The organism is Caproicibacterium lactatifermentans, from assembly GCF_013315815.1.
Taxonomy (GTDB): Bacteria; Bacillota; Clostridia; order Oscillospirales; family Acutalibacteraceae; genus Caproicibacterium; species Caproicibacterium lactatifermentans.
This window is the reverse complement of record NZ_CP046051.1, coordinates 751,458-768,600: the sequence shown is the minus strand read 5'-3', so window position 1 is coordinate 768,600 and position 17,143 is coordinate 751,458. Positions and strand designations below refer to the sequence as shown.

Sequence of the window (17,143 nt, the reverse complement as noted above, 5' to 3'; positions counted from 1 at the left end):
CCTCATCACGGCTGGAAATAGCCGTACAAATATTGTATAATAATAGAAATGATACAAAAACTACTGGCTGCCTTTCCGCAGTCGGTCCAAAGGACGCTGAAAATGCAGGAACAAACAACTATCCAAAAAAATGCGCTGGCGGTGCTGCCGCCGGCCGTTTTATGTACGCTGCTGTGGGGCAGTGCTTTTCCGTTCATTAAAATCGGCTACCAAGTGTGCCGTGTCGAGGGACCGTTTTCACAGATTTTGTTTGCGGGGTTCCGCTTTGCAATGGCAGGGCTGCTGGTGCTTCTATTCCAATCGGTTCGGCTGAAACAGCTGTGTGTCCCGCCGCATGGCAGCCGTATGGCCGTTTTTCGGTTGGGGCTGGTGATGACTGCCGGACAATATCTCCTGTTTTATTTGGGACTTGCCCATACCACTGGCGTACGCGGCTCCATCATTCAGGGAACCGGCACATTTATGACCGTTATTCTGGCGCACTTTTTTCTGCGCGGGGCTGACCGGCTGACCGCTGGGCGCATTCTTGGCTGCCTAGTCGGTTTTGCCGGCGTCGTGCTGGTAAACATCGGTGGAACCGGCGGTGCCTTTACTTTTCAGGGTGAAGGGCTGATGTTCCTCGCCGCGGCAATGTTTTCCGTCGGTACCCTGATGAGCAAACGTTTAACAGACCGTGTGGAACCTTTCTGCACAACAGGCTGGCAGCTGTTTTTCGGCGGCGTAGTGCTGGTTGCAGTTGGTCTGCTGGGCGGCGGACGCTTTACCCTTTTGGGCGCCACTGCATGGGGCGTCCTCCTGTATCTGGCGGCACTGTCCAGTGTGGCTTTCACCATATGGACCATGCTGCTGCAAAAATTCCCCGCCGGGCAGGTTGCCATCTATTCTTTTTTGACACCGGTATTCGGTGTACTGCTTTCCGCCCTGCTACTGCATGAATCCCTTGCGGGCGGCCGCACTGTCGCCGCACTGGCACTAGTCAGCGCAGGCATTCTGCTGGTAAATATAACAGTTCCAATCGGCCATAAAAAGCACCTGCACCCGTAAACCGTTTCTATTTTATCTTTTTCTGCATAAAAATACTGTCGAAAAAGCGCCGGAGAAAGGAGGCGTCTGCGGCATGAAGGAAAAACTGTCGCTGCCTTATACGGAACAACCCATATACGTACGGTTGATTCACCGCTACCTTGCCCACGACATCGGGCGCTGTGCCGCAGCGCTTGCCTATTATTTCCTATTTACGCTTTTCCCAACGATGATTTTGTTATCCCTGATTTTGACATGGCTGGACCTCTCCCCTCACTTTATGAGCATTTTAAAGGGCATTGTCCCAAAAAATGTGCTGGACGTTCTGTGGGGATATATGCGGCATGTGCTGTCGGTAAAAAATGATTCCAAACACGTTTCCCTGTTTATTACCAGTATTTTTCTGCTCTTTTATTTTATCATGCGCGCCATGAACTGTGTCCTGCGGTATGTAAGCACCGCCTATGGCTACCGCTCCACCAAATCACCGGTACGGCAGCAACTGAACCTGTTTGTTGCAACGCTATTCATGCTGTTTGGCATTCTGGTCTCTCTGGGCATTATCAACATCGGTCAAAATGTGCTGCGTGTACTGGCGCCGGCGCTGCACATCAGCGCAAACTCTATCAGTATCTGGAATTTGCTGCGTTTTTTCCTGTTGGCGGCTATTCTGTTTCCCATCTTGTTCAGCACCTATTACTTAGTGCCGGACCGCAAATATACCCCGCAGCAGGTGCTGCCAGGCACTCTAATTGCCATGTTTTCCTGGATGATTTTTTCCTTGATTTATGCTTTTTATGTGGAGAACATTGGGAACTATTCGCTGATATATGGCACGCTGGGTGCCGCCATTGTACTGCTGCTGTGGCTGTATTTCAGCGGCTTTGTCTTGATTTTGGGCGCAGAAATCAACGCGGTAATCATGGAAATGAATACAGAAATGAAAAACCGACACATAACCAAATTCTCCGAAAAACGGCGGTATATATGGGTGTGTGGCTGGGACCCGCAGCACAAAGATTCCAAAGAAAATAGCGGAAAAAATCCCGAAAACCGACAGTCCGGAAAATGAAAATCACCTCCCGCAGCGGGCAAGCTACTGCAGGAGGTGATTTTTTTGACAGAAAACAAACCTGATTTCTTCTACCATGACTGCCGCAGCGCTGTTTCGCCGCCGCGGATTCCCACTGACGGCAGTGATTTTCCGCCGCTGCCGACAAACACACCGGACATTCCGTACCAAACCGACAAGCCCACGGAGGACGGAGAGGACAGCAGCGCACAGCGTCGCTGCCGGCCACCCCGATTTTATCCGTGACGCCGCTGCCGCAGGAACAGCTGGACCTGGAAATGGCCGCATACTTTGACAGCCTGCCACCCAGAGTACAGGATTTTCTACTGCGTTCCGATGTGGAGATTTCCACCCCAGGTGAACTGCAAATGGTAGCCGAACATTTGGAAAACACCTTATAGTCAGGCAGCCATGGCCCGCAAATCCTGCCACGCTTCCTGCGCGGTATCCGCCGAAAATGCAAAGTTTCCGTACTGGTCATACACTTCCACATGTCCGCCCACATTTTTGATTTGGTAACTCATCACTGCCATCTCCTTTTTGATTTGTTAGTATCAGTATAGCAGTCTATTTGTACGTTTACCGGTACTCTTTCCGTTGTATTTATGGAAAATACCTGATATACTGAGAAAAAGGAGATAACCTGCCATGGCGAAAACAGAAAAGCAGAAGGAACGCATAATTGAGCTGTACCGCCTGCTACAGCGCGGTACAGATGAAAAGCACCAGCTGACCATGAAAGAAATTCTGCAGGATATGGACGAAAAAGGAATTCCGGCTGAACGCCGCAGTATTTACGATGACCTGCAAAAACTAAATGACTGCGGCATCGAGGTCGAAACTACACGCGGACCGAACGGTGGTTATCGGCTGCTGAACCGCCCGTTTTCCCTGGAAATCTCTGACTTGAAAGTTCTGGCAGATGCGGTCGCTTCTGCAAAATTTTTGACAGCAGGAAAATCCCGCCGGCTGATACAGAAAATTGAATCCATGGCCAGCCGTTATGAGGCAGAACAGCTGCAGCGGCAGGTTTATGTTGTGGGACGGGTACGCTCCGAAAATGAGCAGTCCTACTACAGTGTAGACTGCCTGCATCAGGCGATTGCAGAGGGAAAAAAGGTCAAATTTCAATATTTCCATTACAATGAGAAAAAACAGAAGCAATACAAATACGGCGGTGCTCCCTACACGGTTTCGCCCTATGCGCTCTGTTGGGACAATGAATTTTACTACCTGCTGGCGTGGTACGACCGTACTGATGAAATGCGAAATTTCCGAGTAGACCGCATGGAAAACGTTACCCTTTTGTCTGTTCCGGCAAAGCCTGCGCCAGACTCCTTCCATCCAACTGATTTTACCCGGCAGGCATTTAGTATGTATAATGGGCGGGAAGAAAATGTAACACTGGAGTTTCAAAATATACTGGCGGGAGCAGTGCTGGACCGGTTTGGCATGGAAACCTCGCTGCATCAGGCTGACACACCCGGCTGGTTCCGCATCATTCAAAATGTGCGTATCAGTCCGCCGTTTCTGGGATGGCTGTGTCAGTTTGCCGGGAAAGTACGCGTTATTTCTCCCGAAAGCGTCCAGGAAGACCTTCGCCAGCAGGCAGAGCGGACACTTTCCGCTCTGCCGCCCAAAAAGTAGAACCACTAAGAAGCGGCAGGAACGCCAAATGCTTTCCTGCCGCTTCTTTTATGCACAGCTGTGTTACACAACCTGCCATGGATTCTTTTCGCCTTTTGCATACGCAATGCAGCTTTTAATGGAATTTTCCACCATGTCACTGACTGCCTGGTCCGTATAAAACGCCGTATGCGGCGTGACAATCACATTCGGGAAAGATTTGAGCAGAGCAAGGTCGCGGTTTTTCAGCGGCTGGTCCTGCAGGTCATTGTAGTAAAGTCCCGCTTCGTTTTCAATGACGTCCAGTGCCGCACCGCCGATACTGCCCGCTTCCAGTGCGTCAATCAGTGCATCGGAATCAATGAGGGAACCGCGGCCGGTATTGACCAGAACCGCGTCTTTCTTCATTTTTGCCAGATTTTTTTGATTCATTATGTGGTAGTCGTTTTTGGTCGCCGGCATATGCAGCGTAATGACATCGCTTTCGTGCAGCAGTGTATCCAGCGGCACATACTGTGCGGCTTTCTTTACCTCGTCATTTTCGTACAGGTCAGTGGCAAGAATACGGCAGCCAAAGCCGACAAGACGCCGAATGACTGCCCGCCCGATATGTCCGGTACCGACAACACCGACAGTCAAGTTCGGCAGCTCCCGTCCCTGCACGCCATCTAGGGAGTAGTTCTGCACCAGCGCATGGCGCCAAATGGACTTCATCCGCCGTGTAGACATCAATATCAGCATAACCGCATAGTCCGCAACACTGTTTGGGGAATAAGAAACATTTCCTACATGCATACCCAGTTTTTTAGCATAAGAAACATCAATATGGTCATAGCCGATGGTACGGGTAGAAATATACGCAATACCCGCTGTATGCAGGACATCCAGCAACGGAGCCGTTACCTGTGTAGTAATAATGCTGATGGCTTGACAGCCACGTGCCATTGATACTGTCTTTTCGTTTAATGGTTCCTCCGTTCTCCGCAGGGAAACGCCATATTCTTTCTCGAACTTATCCATAGCCTGTATCTCATCCGGACGGCAGGAATACACCGCAATTTCCATTTTTGATAATCCCCTTTCTGCTGCAACACCCGCCGGACTTCCGTCGGGAATCCTGTTTCTTATTATTATAGACCTCACGCCGTATAAAAATCAATAAAGATACATAATGCTTGCCGCATACCCGCAATTATGCTATAATTTTTGTTATCACACTTTTTGTACAGACATGAGAAAAAGAGGCAGAGAACAGATGCAGGACACGACTGAAACGCAACCTTCCACCACGCTTTCCAATGAATTTTCACTGCTTTTCTGCGGCGAGCGGGCCTGCCCGCCCGGCCATGCGGCGGGCCCGGCCATACGAGAATACTACCTGATGTACTACTGCCTGTCCGGCCACGGCATTTTTCAAACCAAAAACTGCAGCTTCTCCCCCGGCCCGCAGGATGGATTTCTCATCTTTCCGCAGGAAGTGACTTTCCATGAAGCAGACCTGCAGGACCCATGGCACTACATTTGGGTTGCATTCCGCGGTTCCAACGCGGAGCAGTACTTAACGCGCTGTGGCCTTTCCCGACAGCAGCGTACCTTTCACTGCGGCAAAAGTGCGGCATTGCAGGACTGTGTCACTCAAATGATGCAGCATATGAAGCTTTCTGACTGTAACGAGTTCTTCCTGCAGAGTCTCCTGTACCGGTGGTTCGGCATTCTGGCTTCCGCAGTCGCTTCCCCCAACCACAGCAAAAAAGCATCCGAAAGCATTTACGTCAAAAAAGCCATTGAGTTTTTACAAAAAAACTATCAAAACGATATCACCATTGCCAAAGTGGCGGATTACGTCTGTCTAAACCGCAGCTATCTGACCTCGCTGTTCCGGCGGCAACTGCATACCTCTCCCCGTGAATATCTGGTGAATCTGCGCATTTCCCACGCTGCCGACCTGCTCCGCCACTCTGATTTGCCGGTCAGCCACATTGCCTGTTCCTGTGGCTACCCAGACCCATTGGCGTTTTCCCGTGCCTTCCACCGGCTGAAAGGCATTAGTCCAACCGAATACCGTACTGCCTGCCGTGCAGGAAAAGCAGCCGCACCGCAGCAGAAATAAACTTTCGCATAAAAAAGCAGCAGCCTAAAGATTTGAAACAATTCTTCGGCTGCTGCTTTTCTGTATTGTTTTTTACTCTTCAAAAACGGATGCCACATACGCTTCCACAGCGCTGTTCAGCATTTCTTCTGCGTCATTGAAATTTGTGCGCTTCCACACATCGCTGTCACCCAGCGCGGAAAGGTCCTCCACGGCCGACAGTTTCTTCCCACAGGCGGTTTCAAACGCAGGCAGGTTCTGGAACTGCGTGTTCTTCTGTAAAAAATCATCTGTTAAAAGGTCCGCCAACTTAAAATTATCTTCCATTTTCCCAAGCATACCGGAAAATTCCCGATACCGTTCAAGCACGCTCTTCTTCTTTGATTCCTTTGATTCCTGTGCCATACTGCTCCCTCCTTTGCAGTGGAATGATTACTAAAGTACACAGTATTATGTACAGACGATTATACTCTGCCCTCCGAAAAAAGGCAAGCGAAATTCGTCCATTCACGCTTTATTCTTCTTCTGTAAGAACTTCATCTGCCAGCGGCAGTGTACGCTTTACCAAATGATGCGGGTCCGGGCAGGTATCCCTCAGCAGGTCGGCGTCGTCCTCCAAATCGCCCCATACTGAATAGCGGCCGTCGTCATGCCAGACGATTTCCAGCTTCTGATAGGGCGTGTAGTCCTCCGCGCGAAACCGTGGACGGCTGCCAAAAAACAGCTCCGCCACGCGGAACTTATGTTCCCCACAAAAATAAAGCCGTCTCATTTTTATACCTCCAATTTAGGAAATACTAGATGGACAAATTCATTAGGATGAATACAGAATTGGTCAGCACGCAGGGACAGGCTGCCGCGGCTGAGCGAAACAGCTGGAACTGTTTTGATATCCTGCAGGTCTTTGCGGCACAGGTCCTCTGCCCGTACCCGCACAATGTCCTGTACCTCTTCCCCGGGACGAAACAGCGGGTGTGCATCTCGATGCAGAAACACGTAGCCAAACTCCCGGTCCGGAAACGGTGACGCCGAGCTGACGCAGTTTTCTTTAGTGACGCCCAGCAGCTCTACATCTTCTAAATGCAACAAAAGTCCAAGCTCCTCTTCCGTTTCCCGAAGCACCGCCTGCAGGGGACTTTCCCCTGCACGGATATGGCCGCCCACAGAAATATCGTAATAGTCCGGTGCGTTGTCCTTATTATGTGCACGCTGTTGCAGCCATACCCATGTTTCCTTTTCTCCGGAAGCGGCCGTTAGCTGTGAAACCACCCAGCAGTGGGCCACCGCATGCCACAAACCATTTTTATGGACAAACGCGCGGTCCTTGGAACCAAGCGGCGTAAAGAATGAGTTGTAAACGGTCAAATTTTCCGGCATATTACATTCCTTTATTCGGTAATTATTTTCACTCTCATCTATCATTTCCCGGGAAACAGCAAAGAAAACCGGCTCTTGTATGTAGAGCATTTTACTTTTCGCATCTTTTTTCTGCTCCGATTTTCACTAGCTAAACCGCGTTTCTACCTCTGTGGATTGTTCGTTCTTTTCAGTGATCCACATGAATCTCCACTGCAAAATGTCGGTGACGTGGGCCGTCAAACTCACAGAAATAGACGCCCTGCCATGTGCCTAGCACCAAACGGCTGTCCTGCACCGGTATAGAAACGCTGCAGCCAACAATCGTAGATTTCAGGTGTGCTGCTGAATTTCCCTCCTTGTGGCAAAACTCTGGACGGTCTGGAAAAGTTTTGTCCAACGCAAACAGAAGGTCCTTCACTACATCCGGATCTGCGTTTTCATTGATAGTAATGCCGGCTGTTGTATGTACGCAGTAAACCAGACAGCTGCCGGAACGAACACCACTTTTCTGTATGGCGTCCTGTACATCCGCTGTTATATCGTAGAATCCTTCTTTATCCGTATCTAATTCATAAGAATACAGCAAAGCACGGCCCCCTATCAAATTATTTTTCCTTAGGCAATATTCTTTATTATATGACATTTTCATCCTTTTTGCAAGGGAAGCGAATGTCGGCTGGCCACTTGCTTCCCTCCCACAAACACGCTATACTTGGTTTCATAAGGAAAGGAGATGCCGCCCTATGTGCCTGCCAAAAGATGCCGCCATGCTGCTCAGTGTTATCAACACGCGGCTGCGCGATACATATTCCAGTCTGGACGAACTGTGCAGCAGTCTGTCCATTGACCGAAAAGAATTGGAGCAAAAGCTCTCCGCAATTGATTATGTATATGACGCAGACCACAACCAATTTGTCTAAATTCACACCGCTAAAAAAGGCCGACAGCATAGACAGAGTTTTATTCTACTCTGCTGTATCTGTCAGCCTTTTTATTATCATTTTATTTTGATATGCGCTTAACCTTTCGCAAACAAAACGGATTCCACCAATGTGCAGGCGTCCTCAATACAGCCGTCACAACTGCGCAGCGGAATACCTGACTCTGTGCCTTTCAAGTCTTTGCAAATGGCAGTGGTGTTTTTCTTCAGAAAAGCATTCACTATTTCCCGGGAAAGTGCATAGGTGCCGCCCTTTGTGCGCTGACGCATACCGCCGCTGCTTTTCATGCCGGCAAGCAGCATAGCACCGCTGACTGCACCGCAGGTCTCTTTCATACCGCCCATACCGGCGCCAAATGCTTCAGCCAGACGGAACATCTGGTCCTCTGAAACACCCACCAGGTCACAGTAAGTACAGGCAACAGCCTGACAGCAATTATATCCCGTACGGTGACGTTCCAGTGCCTTAGGAATTCGGCTCTCCATCTTCTTTGTTAACCTCCTCCGAGGACACACCTGAAAGCATAGGGGTTCCCCCATCCTCATTGTCCAATTCCGGTTTTTCCTCTCCGCGCAGAATACGCATGAATTCATCACCGGTAATCGTTTCTTTTTCCAGCAGATACTTAGAAATCTCATGCAGTTTCGGTGTATTGTCCTTTAAAATCTGCAAAGCTTTTGCATGCTGCTTTTTAATGATATTTTGTACTTCCGCATCAATTTTTGTTGCCGTTTCTGGAGAACAGGAAAGCGAAGCGTCTCCACCCAAATACTGATTCTGAACGGTTTCCATGGCTACCATCCCGAAGTCATCACTCATGCCGAAACGTGTAACCATGGCGCGCGCAATTTTTGTTGCTTGTTCAATATCGTTGCTGGCACCGCTGGTGCAGTCGCCGAAAATCAGTTCCTCGGACGCACGGCCGCCGCACAGAGTAGCAATTTTCTCCAGACATTCCTTTTTGCTCATCAGGCACTTTTCGCCTTCGTCCACCTGCATGGTATAACCGAGGGCACCGCTGGTACGCGGGATAATTGTAATTTTTGTGACCGGCGCGCTGCCTTTCTGCATGGCAGCAACCAGCGCATGGCCCGTTTCATGGTAGGCAATGATTTTCTTTTCATTTATTGGAATGACTGCGCCTTTGCGCTGATAACCGGCAATGACCGTTTCAACGCTTTCCTCCAGGTCCTCCTGAATGACCGCTTTGCGCCCACATTTTACGGCGCGCAGGGCCGCTTCGTTAATAATATTGGCCAGTTCAGCGCCGGAAGCGCCGGCGGTTGCGCGGGCAATCGCATTATAATTTACGTCCGGCCCTATTTTAATTTCGCGTGCGTGTACTTTCAGAATGGCCTCACGGCCCTTCAAGTCTGGCAGCTCCACCGGAATGCGGCGGTCAAACCGCCCTGGACGCAGCAGTGCCTTATCCAGGCTGTCCGGCCGGTTCGTTGCCGCCAGAATAACAACACCCTTGCGTCCGTCGAATCCGTCCATTTCTGTAAGCAGCTGGTTCAGTGTCTGTTCCCGTTCATCGTTGGTGGAAATGCTGTTGTCACGCGCCTTGCCAATGGTATCGATTTCATCAATAAAGACAATACAAGGTGCTTTTTCCTGTGCCTGTTTAAACAGGTCACGCACCTTTGCTGCGCCCATACCAACAAACATCTCTACAAATTCCGAACCGGAAATAGAGAAGAATGGCACATGCGCTTCACCGGCGACAGCCTGTGCCAGCAAAGTTTTACCGGTACCGGGAGGGCCCACCAGCAAAGCGCCCTTTGGCAGGGTTGCGCCAATATCCGCATATTTTTTCGGATTGTGCAGGAAGTCTACAATTTCGACCAGTGCTTCCTTCGCCTCATCCTCACCGGCTACATCATCAAAGGTTTTCCCCGTCTGTGCTTCCACATAAATTTTTGCGTTGCTCTTGCCAAATGACATGGAGCCAGCGCCGCCGACCCGTTTCTGCATCATATGCAGGAACAGCCAGCCAGCAAGGACAATCAGCCCAAACGGCAGAACGACTTCAATAAAGACGGCAAGCAGCGGTGATGCTTGCTGAGGAATATCCGCTGTAAACTGAATGGTACCCTTCGCCAGCAAACGCTCTGTCAATTTTTCGTCCGGCATCAGGCCGGTTACATAGGTATTCTCACGGCCGGGGTCCGCTGGCTGTTCCTGCACGGTCTGTGTACTGCCGCCTGCCAATATCGTACGAGAAGATACTGCCGACGATGATGAAGCTGTAATTGTGGGGACTTTTCCCTTGGCGGTAAAAGTGATTCTTTGGTTAGAACGGTCAATATTCACTTTTGCCACCTGGTTGCTGTCAACCATTTTCAGAAACGTCGCATAATCCACTGAAATCGTTTTCGGCTGTGTAATGGTGGGGAATATCACCATATTCAGCAAAACAATCACCAGAATGGCAACAACGTAGAAAATAATTATTTGCTTCTTAGGTGTTTTTTGCTCTTTCATTGCATTTTCCTTTCTGGGAAGCAGGGCTTAACAGCATTTCTGCTCCCCGCACAAAGCGGGGAAAACGGCACCTTTCCTGTGCATTTATCATAATAGCACATTCTTTTGCGGATTGCCATAGATTTGTTTGAAAGGAGCTTCTGTAATTAAACAAAAAAGGCAGGTTCCCACCATTTGTGGAATCCGCCTTTTCTTTGAAACAAAGCCGATACTTATACCACACTGAACAGCATCTCGCCATAGGTGGGATACGGCCAGTACTCTTTCGCTACCAAAGGCTCAATCTGGTCTGCAATTCTGCGTGTTTTCTCCATCTGCATGAACAGCGTATCGCGGGAATAGGAGGCTTGCTCCTGAATATTCCCTTTGCCTTCGCCAGCCACATTCTTTTCCAGTGCACGCGTTTCCGCATAAAGGGAATCGCTCAGTTTGGAAAGTGTCTGGATGGTGTCCTTCTCAAATGTGGAAGAAGCATCGCTGCAGGCAGTGGCCTTTGCGTTGACGGTATTGCTCAGTGCACTGACATAGCGGTTAGCCGCCGGCAAAATGTCCTTATAAATCATATCGACCATGGTTTCCGCCTCGATATGTATCTGCTTTGTGTAGTTCTCCATCTGAATCTCGCAGCGGGAATACACTTCATTCTTTGTCAGCACGCTGTGGTGTTCAAACAAAGCAACATTTTCAGGACGCGTGTAGTACGGCAGTGCTTCCGCAGTAGAGGACAGGTTCAGCAGGCCGCGCTTTTTCGCCTCGGCAATCCATTCATCGGTATAGCCATCGCCGTTAAAGACAATATGCTTATGGTCATGGTATGCTTCACGGATAATGTGATTCAGTTCTTTGTTAAAGTCCTTGGCCTTTTCCAGACGGTCAGCATACTGTTCCAGCACGTCGGCCACAATGGTGTTCAGCATCATGTTCGGGCAGGCAATGGAAACGGTAGAACCGAGCATACGGAATTCAAATTTATTGCCGGTAAAGGCAAACGGAGATGTACGGTTGCGGTCCGTTGTGTCCTTCGGCAGCGGCGGCAGTTCGTCCACACCGATTTCCAGTACTTCTTTATCCTTCTGTGCATAGGGCTTGTTCTGATCGATAGAATCCAGAACGGTGGTTAGCTCATCGCCCAAGAAAATGGAGATAATTGCCGGCGGCGCTTCGTTGGCGCCCAAACGGTGGTCATTGCCTGCGCTGGCAACGGACAGGCGGAGCAGGTCCTGATGCTCATCTACCGCCTGAATGACAGAGACAAGGAACAAAAGGAACTGTGCATTTTCACGCGGCGAATCGCCCGGGTCCAGCAGGTTGCTGCCGCCGTCAGTGGAAAGGGACCAGTTGTTGTGTTTGCCGGAACCGTTGACACCCTCAAAGGGCTTTTCATGCAGCAGGCAGGCCAGGTTGTGGCGGGCGGCCACTTTCTTCATGATTTCCATTGTCAGCTGGTTGTGGTCGGCAGCAACATTGGTATCGGTGTAAATAGGTGCCAATTCGTGCTGAGAAGGAGCTACTTCGTTATGCTCTGTCTTCGCAAGAATACCCAGCTTCCACAATTCGTTGTCCAGGTCATCCATAAAGGCCTTGACACGCGGCTTGAGAACACCAAAGTAGTGGTCCTCCATCTCCTGCCCCTTCGGCGGCTTTGCGCCGAACAAAGTACGGCCAGTGTAAACCAAATCACGGCGCTTGCAGTACATATCACGGTCAATCAGGAAATATTCCTGCTCCGGACCTACATTGGTGTTTACACGCTGTGTTGTGGTATCACCGAACAGGCGCAGGATGCGCAGTGCCTGCTTGTTGATAGCGTTCATGGAACGCAGCAGTGGTGTTTTTTTGTCCAATGCTTCGCCGGTATAAGAACAGAATGCAGTGGGAATGCACAGGGTATTGTCCTTAATAAAAGCATCGCTGGTGGGGTCCCATGCGGTATAGCCGCGTGCCTCAAAGGTAGCGCGCAGACCGCCGGAAGGAAAAGAGCTGGCATCCGGCTCGCCCTTGATAAGCTCTTTGCCAGAAAACTCCATAATGACCTTTTCGCCGTCCACCGGATAGATGAAACTGTCGTGCTTTTCAGCAGTGATGCCTGTCATTGGCTGGAACCAGTGCGTAAAGTGGGTGCAGCCGTTTTCAACTGCCCAGTCCTTCATGGCGTTTGCCACTACGTTGGCCACGTCCGGAACAAGGGGCTGGCCCTCCTTGCGGGTCTTCATCAGCGCCCGAAACGTGTCTTTCGGCAGGCGCTCTTTCATGACCGTTTCATTAAAGACCAGGCTGCCGAACAATTCTGGAACCGTACTCATGCAAATCCCTCCATGCAGTTTTATCTTTCTTAAAACCTGTAAACAGAGAAAAAGCGCTATAGGGAACACGCCCCACAGCGCCTTTACTGTCATTACCGTTATTATATGCCCGCCTTGTGGAAAAGTCAACGGCAGAAATGGGGAAAAAGCGGAAAACGGCCGATTTTTTCCGCCTTTACTTTCTTTATTTCAGAAATGATGCCAAAATCGGCATATTTTTTCTGTCTTTCACTTTATTTTTACAAGTGATGCCATCCACAGCGGTAGCTCTGCTTCTCATTGTATGAAACCACCCGGCTACTCATGCTTTTTCATCCTGTTTTTCGGCTGCCGGCAGAAGATGAAAATGCCGAAGTGCGTTCCAAATGCCGTTGTCCCCTACCGCACTTGTCACATAGTCTGCCGATCGCTTGACAGGTTCTATTGCGTTGCCCATGGCTACACCGATGCTGGCCGCTTTGATTAGTTCCAAATCATTGCCGCTGTCACCAAAAAACATAACGCTGCTAAAGTCCGAGTCATAATAATCCAGCAGCCGCCGCACGCCCTCCGCCTTGGAAAGTGTGCGCGGGATAATATCTGCACCGCGCTTTTTTCCGAAGAGCGGCACCCTCACCTGTGGGAAGCGCTGTTCCAGCAGGCGAGCTTCCGGTTCACTGCCGACCAGTGTCAGTGCACTGACAGGCTGACCAAACACCTGCTCCGCCGGACGAACCTGAATTTTTTCTTTCCGGACACAGGTGTGAACAAAGCTTTCCAGCAGTGACGAATCTGTTGTATAATAGATGCCGTCCTTTACACAGCTGATGCACATTTTTTGCTGACGGCCAAACAGAATGACCGTCTGCAGCAGTGCCTGCGGCAAATAATAGCGGTACAGAATCTTTCCTTCTGCACGGATACGGGCACCGTTCATCTCCACAACAGCGTCCGGATGGACCGTCGTAAGGCCGTAGGTGCTTTCGGGCTGTGCCATGTCGCGCCCTGTCGCAATCACAATTTTCCACTGTGGACGCAGCAGGTCAATCGCTCGCAGCGTACTGTCCGGCACCTCGCCGGTCGCGTGATCCAATAATGTCATATCATAATCAAAGCAAAGCAGCCTGTTCACATTTTCGTCCCTTTCCTGCAGGGCAGCTTGCAGAAATCACAGTTCCTGATAGGCCCCCATAATCTTAGGAATAAACTGTTTTTTACGGCTGACAACGCCAGCCAACACGGTAGTGCCGTCCTTTTCCGGCTTCACACCGAAGCCGGCTGTCAGCATATCAGCCGCATGGTGTCCGGCACACAAAACGGTGCTGGCCTCTTCCGGCACATCTGTCAGCAGCACGTACAAATCCTCTAAACTCTGCTTTTGCAGGGCTTCCGGCAGATACGGTGTCAAAAGCGCCTGTGCCGCCCGCAGGTTGCTGTCTGTCATGTAGTTACCCTGTGCCACGCCGAAGCGAATATCGCCGCACATAAATACCTTGAAGTCCTGCAGGAACACTTCTTCAGTGGTCTTTCCGTCCAGCTTTTCGCCGGCCTCGAACATCTCTTCTGAGAAGGACTCCACGTCCACACCGGCCGTTTTTGCCAAACGCTCCGCCGCTTTTTTATCCTGCGGTGTGCAGGTCGGACTGCGGAAAACGAGCGTATCCGAAAGAATGGCCGCCAGCAGAATACCCGCTGTCTTCGGCGTAATCTCTACATTTTGTTCGTCATACATCTGCGAAACAATGGTAGCCGTGCAACCGACCGGCTGATTGCGGAAATAGACCGGTCCGCTGGTTTCAATGCTGCCAATGCGGTGGTGGTCAATAATTTCCAGAATCTCCGCTTTGTCGTAGCCTTCTACTGCCTGCATTGCCTCATTATGGTCTACCAAAATAACCCGCGGCTTGCGCAGATTGATAATATTGCGGCGGCTGAGCATGCCGCAGTATTTTCCGTCTTCGTCCAGAATAGGGAAATAGCGGTGACGCACTTTTGCCATTACGCGTGTCACGTCGTCTACCGGCGTGACCAGCGTAAACTTTTTAATATCTTTCGTTGTCATATAATAGGAAATAGGCGCGCACTGGCTAATCAGTTTTGCCGCCGCATATGTATCCATCGGCACACTCATAATGGCAACGTCGTTTTCATCGGCGAGCTTGACAATGGTCTTGCCGACCTTAGCCCCCTGACACACAATAATCAAACTTGCGTGCATTTCAATCGCGCACAGCTGACTTTCGTACCGGTTGGAAAGCAAAACAATATCGCCCGGTTCCATCAAGCTTTCCATCGTTTCGGGGTTGGCTGCACCCAGCAGAATGCGGCCGCGGTCCACGACCGCGTTCTCATTCCCCACCAACATGGTGCCGTCCAGCGTTTCCAAAATATTGTGATAGGTTGTATGGCTTTTCGCCAACACAGTACGGTCGAAAATATCCATATTGGCCGTAGCAATATCCTTAACCGTAATCAGTCCCAGCAGTTCACGGTCCGAGTCAACAATGGGCAGGGTATCAATTTTCTGGTCACGCATAACCTGCCACGCGCGCCGCAGGCTGGTATTGCCGGAAAATCCGGGCACTTCACGGTAATCCACGTCACGGACCTTCGGGTTGATATCCGTCACCATGCGTGGCGGCCGTACGTCGAATTTGTCCAGCACAAAGGCGGTTTCCTGATTCAACTCGCCTGCTCGGCACGCTTCATATACCAGATTGCTGGTTTTATTTTTCAGTTCTGCATAAGCGATTGCTGAACAGATGGAGTCCGTATCCGGATTTTTGTGACCGATGACAACGACCTTATGTGTGGTTTTTGGCATGAATTTTTCCCTCCCAGATGATAGTTACCGGCCAATACCGGTAAAAATTGCTCACACCAATCAGCGCAGAAAACCTTTTGCAGGACAAGCAGAGCAGGCCGCCAAAACCAGCATAATCCCGTCTGGCTATACAAAAAAGCTCTATTAAGGAAGTGGTTTGACCAAAAAGCAATATCCGCACTGTAAAAAGAAAATTTCCGTCTATTTTTTAACTAGATTATGAAAAATCAAATATATTTTCATCGTTCCCCATAGAGGAAATGGTACTCCCATACAAATAGATTGTCAAGGAGAATTCCTGTTGGATTTGCAGGCGTTTTCCCCCTTTTGGGCAGGAATTTGTATGCTGTCCTGCAAAACAGACAAAAAGAAGCTCTCCGGTGCTGCCCGGAGAGCTAAAACGGAGAGATTCAGTTGATGAAAGGATTTATATCAACTATCGGCTCAAAAATTAGCCTTTGTGTGTAATCAATGTAACAGAAACCGGTACGTTTGCTGCAACTTTTTCGCCCTTCAGCAGTTTTTGTGCATTATCGATTGCCGTGGCACCCATCAGGTCCGGTTTCTGCTGTACGGTAGCGGCCATTTTGCCGGACTTGACAGCGCTCTGGCCGTCTGTTGTGGCGTCGAAACCGACAATCACGACATTTTTCTTGGCAGCGGCAACTGCTTCCACAGCACCGAGTGCCATTTCATCGTTCTGCGCGAAAATGCCCTGCACATCACCATGTGCCTGCAGAATGTTTTCGGAAACGTTCAGTGCAGTTGCACGGTCAAACTTTGCGGTCTGGCTGGCAACGATTTGTGCCTTGCCATCTGCGGCCTGGTGGAAGCCTTTGCCACGGTCAATCGTTGCGGAAGCACCGGTTGTGCCTTCCAGCTGGGCAATCTTTGCGTTCTTGCCCACTTTGCTCATCAGGTACTCTGTTGCCATTTTTGCGCCCGAAACGTTGTCGGAAGCAATTTTGCAGTCCACATCGACGCCGTTTACCACACGGTCCACAGAAATGACCTTAATGCCTTTGCTCTTTGCATCTTTTACCGCGTTGGACACTGCATCGGAGTCAACCGGATTGACAATCAGGACACCGATATTTTTGGAAATCAGGTCCTCAATATCGTTGGTCTGCTTTGCCGTATCGTTTCCTGCATCCGCAACCGTTACCTGCACACCCAGCTTTTTGGCTTCTGCTTTGGCGCCGTCGGACAGGGTAACAAAGAACGGGTTGTTCAGTGTGGAAACAGAAAGACCGATTGCCTTGCCTGTGGACTGTTCACCCGTGGCTCCGGCGGCTGCGCCGGAAGATGTCTGCTCCGCGCCGGTCGTACAGGCAGCTGCGGACAGCAGCATTACAGAGGACAGTAATACTGCCATTACTTTCTTTAACTTCATTTTTTACAACTTCCTTCCCAAAAAATGTAAGTGAATATTTTGTAAATCCG

At 50.1% G+C, this 17,143-nt stretch carries 18 protein-coding genes; 6 read left to right on the top strand and 12 right to left on the bottom strand.

Annotated features, from left to right (window positions below; all coding sequences use genetic code 11):
- Positions 1-102: 102 nt before the first annotated feature.
- From GJQ69_RS03730 to GJQ69_RS03720, 3 genes are all read left to right on the top strand, one after another.
- Positions 103-1,044 carry a DMT family transporter gene (locus GJQ69_RS03730; protein WP_174192968.1) on the top strand — a complete coding sequence of 314 codons (942 nt, stop codon included), beginning with the start codon at positions 103-105 and terminating at the stop codon, positions 1,042-1,044.
- Positions 1,045-1,117: 73 nt separating this feature from the next.
- Positions 1,118-2,095 (top strand): YihY/virulence factor BrkB family protein, encoded by a 978-nt coding sequence (locus tag GJQ69_RS03725; protein ID WP_086035995.1) that lies wholly within the window; start codon positions 1,118-1,120, stop codon positions 2,093-2,095.
- Between the two features lie 45 nt (positions 2,096-2,140).
- On the top strand, positions 2,141-2,341 hold the full coding sequence (locus tag GJQ69_RS03720) for a hypothetical protein (RefSeq protein WP_086035996.1): 201 nt from the start codon (positions 2,141-2,143) through the stop codon (positions 2,339-2,341).
- A gap of 155 nt (positions 2,342-2,496) precedes the next feature.
- Here GJQ69_RS03720 and GJQ69_RS09825 read toward each other — a convergent pair whose 3' ends face one another.
- Complete coding sequence (locus tag GJQ69_RS09825; RefSeq protein ID WP_274379845.1) at positions 2,497-2,619, bottom strand: hypothetical protein; 123 nt, start codon at positions 2,617-2,619, stop codon at positions 2,497-2,499.
- A 124-nt stretch (positions 2,620-2,743) separates the two neighbouring features.
- Between GJQ69_RS09825 and GJQ69_RS03715 the strand changes: the two genes are divergently transcribed.
- The gene (locus tag GJQ69_RS03715; protein WP_086035997.1) at positions 2,744-3,742 is read left to right on the top strand and encodes a helix-turn-helix transcriptional regulator; all 999 of its coding nucleotides are present in this window, start codon (positions 2,744-2,746) and stop codon (positions 3,740-3,742) included.
- A gap of 63 nt (positions 3,743-3,805) precedes the next feature.
- Here the strand turns inward: GJQ69_RS03715 and GJQ69_RS03710 are convergent, their stop codons facing one another.
- On the bottom strand, positions 3,806-4,786 hold the full coding sequence (locus GJQ69_RS03710) for a D-isomer specific 2-hydroxyacid dehydrogenase family protein (protein WP_086035998.1): 981 nt from the start codon (positions 4,784-4,786) through the stop codon (positions 3,806-3,808).
- A gap of 190 nt (positions 4,787-4,976) precedes the next feature.
- Between GJQ69_RS03710 and GJQ69_RS03705 the strand changes: the two genes are divergently transcribed.
- On the top strand, positions 4,977-5,831 hold the full coding sequence (locus GJQ69_RS03705) for an AraC family transcriptional regulator (protein WP_174192966.1): 855 nt from the start codon (positions 4,977-4,979) through the stop codon (positions 5,829-5,831).
- A 72-nt stretch (positions 5,832-5,903) separates the two neighbouring features.
- Here the strand turns inward: GJQ69_RS03705 and GJQ69_RS03700 are convergent, their stop codons facing one another.
- From GJQ69_RS03700 to GJQ69_RS03685, 4 genes are all read right to left on the bottom strand, one after another.
- Complete coding sequence (locus GJQ69_RS03700) at positions 5,904-6,215, bottom strand: hypothetical protein (protein WP_086036000.1); 312 nt, start codon at positions 6,213-6,215, stop codon at positions 5,904-5,906.
- A 109-nt stretch (positions 6,216-6,324) separates the two neighbouring features.
- Positions 6,325-6,582: a hypothetical protein gene (locus GJQ69_RS03695; protein ID WP_086036001.1), complete on the bottom strand. Its 258-nt coding sequence runs from the start codon at positions 6,580-6,582 to the stop codon at positions 6,325-6,327.
- Between the two features lie 2 nt (positions 6,583-6,584).
- Positions 6,585-7,187 carry an NUDIX hydrolase gene (locus tag GJQ69_RS03690; RefSeq protein ID WP_157658952.1) on the bottom strand — a complete coding sequence of 201 codons (603 nt, stop codon included), beginning with the start codon at positions 7,185-7,187 and terminating at the stop codon, positions 6,585-6,587.
- 169 nt (positions 7,188-7,356) lie between these two features.
- A complete protein-coding gene (locus tag GJQ69_RS03685) occupies positions 7,357-7,755 on the bottom strand; it encodes a secondary thiamine-phosphate synthase enzyme YjbQ (protein WP_086036003.1) in 399 nt (132 codons plus the stop codon).
- Between the two features lie 157 nt (positions 7,756-7,912).
- Here GJQ69_RS03685 and GJQ69_RS03680 point away from each other — a divergent pair, with 157 nt between their 5' ends.
- On the top strand, positions 7,913-8,089 hold the full coding sequence (locus tag GJQ69_RS03680; protein ID WP_174192964.1) for a DUF4250 domain-containing protein: 177 nt from the start codon (positions 7,913-7,915) through the stop codon (positions 8,087-8,089).
- A gap of 98 nt (positions 8,090-8,187) precedes the next feature.
- Here GJQ69_RS03680 and GJQ69_RS03675 read toward each other — a convergent pair whose 3' ends face one another.
- The 6 genes from GJQ69_RS03675 to GJQ69_RS03650 form a co-directional block, all read right to left on the bottom strand.
- On the bottom strand, positions 8,188-8,595 hold the full coding sequence (locus GJQ69_RS03675) for a C-GCAxxG-C-C family protein (protein WP_086036005.1): 408 nt from the start codon (positions 8,593-8,595) through the stop codon (positions 8,188-8,190).
- A complete protein-coding gene (gene ftsH, locus GJQ69_RS03670; RefSeq protein WP_086036006.1) occupies positions 8,576-10,594 on the bottom strand; it encodes an ATP-dependent zinc metalloprotease FtsH in 2,019 nt (672 codons plus the stop codon). Before ftsH ends, GJQ69_RS03675 begins: the two co-directional genes overlap by 20 nt.
- Positions 10,595-10,806: 212 nt before the next feature.
- Positions 10,807-12,897, bottom strand: coding sequence for a glutamine synthetase III family protein (locus GJQ69_RS03665; protein ID WP_086036008.1), 2,091 nt, complete (start codon positions 12,895-12,897; stop codon positions 10,807-10,809).
- A gap of 301 nt (positions 12,898-13,198) precedes the next feature.
- A complete protein-coding gene (locus tag GJQ69_RS03660; protein WP_086036009.1) occupies positions 13,199-14,008 on the bottom strand; it encodes an HAD-IIB family hydrolase in 810 nt (269 codons plus the stop codon).
- Positions 14,009-14,044: 36 nt separating this feature from the next.
- Entirely contained in the window at positions 14,045-15,700 is a 1,656-nt protein-coding gene (locus GJQ69_RS03655; protein ID WP_086036010.1) for a putative manganese-dependent inorganic diphosphatase, read from the bottom strand.
- A gap of 451 nt (positions 15,701-16,151) precedes the next feature.
- A complete protein-coding gene (locus GJQ69_RS03650) occupies positions 16,152-17,093 on the bottom strand; it encodes a substrate-binding domain-containing protein (protein WP_086036011.1) in 942 nt (313 codons plus the stop codon).
- Between the last annotated feature and the right edge of the window lie 50 nt (positions 17,094-17,143).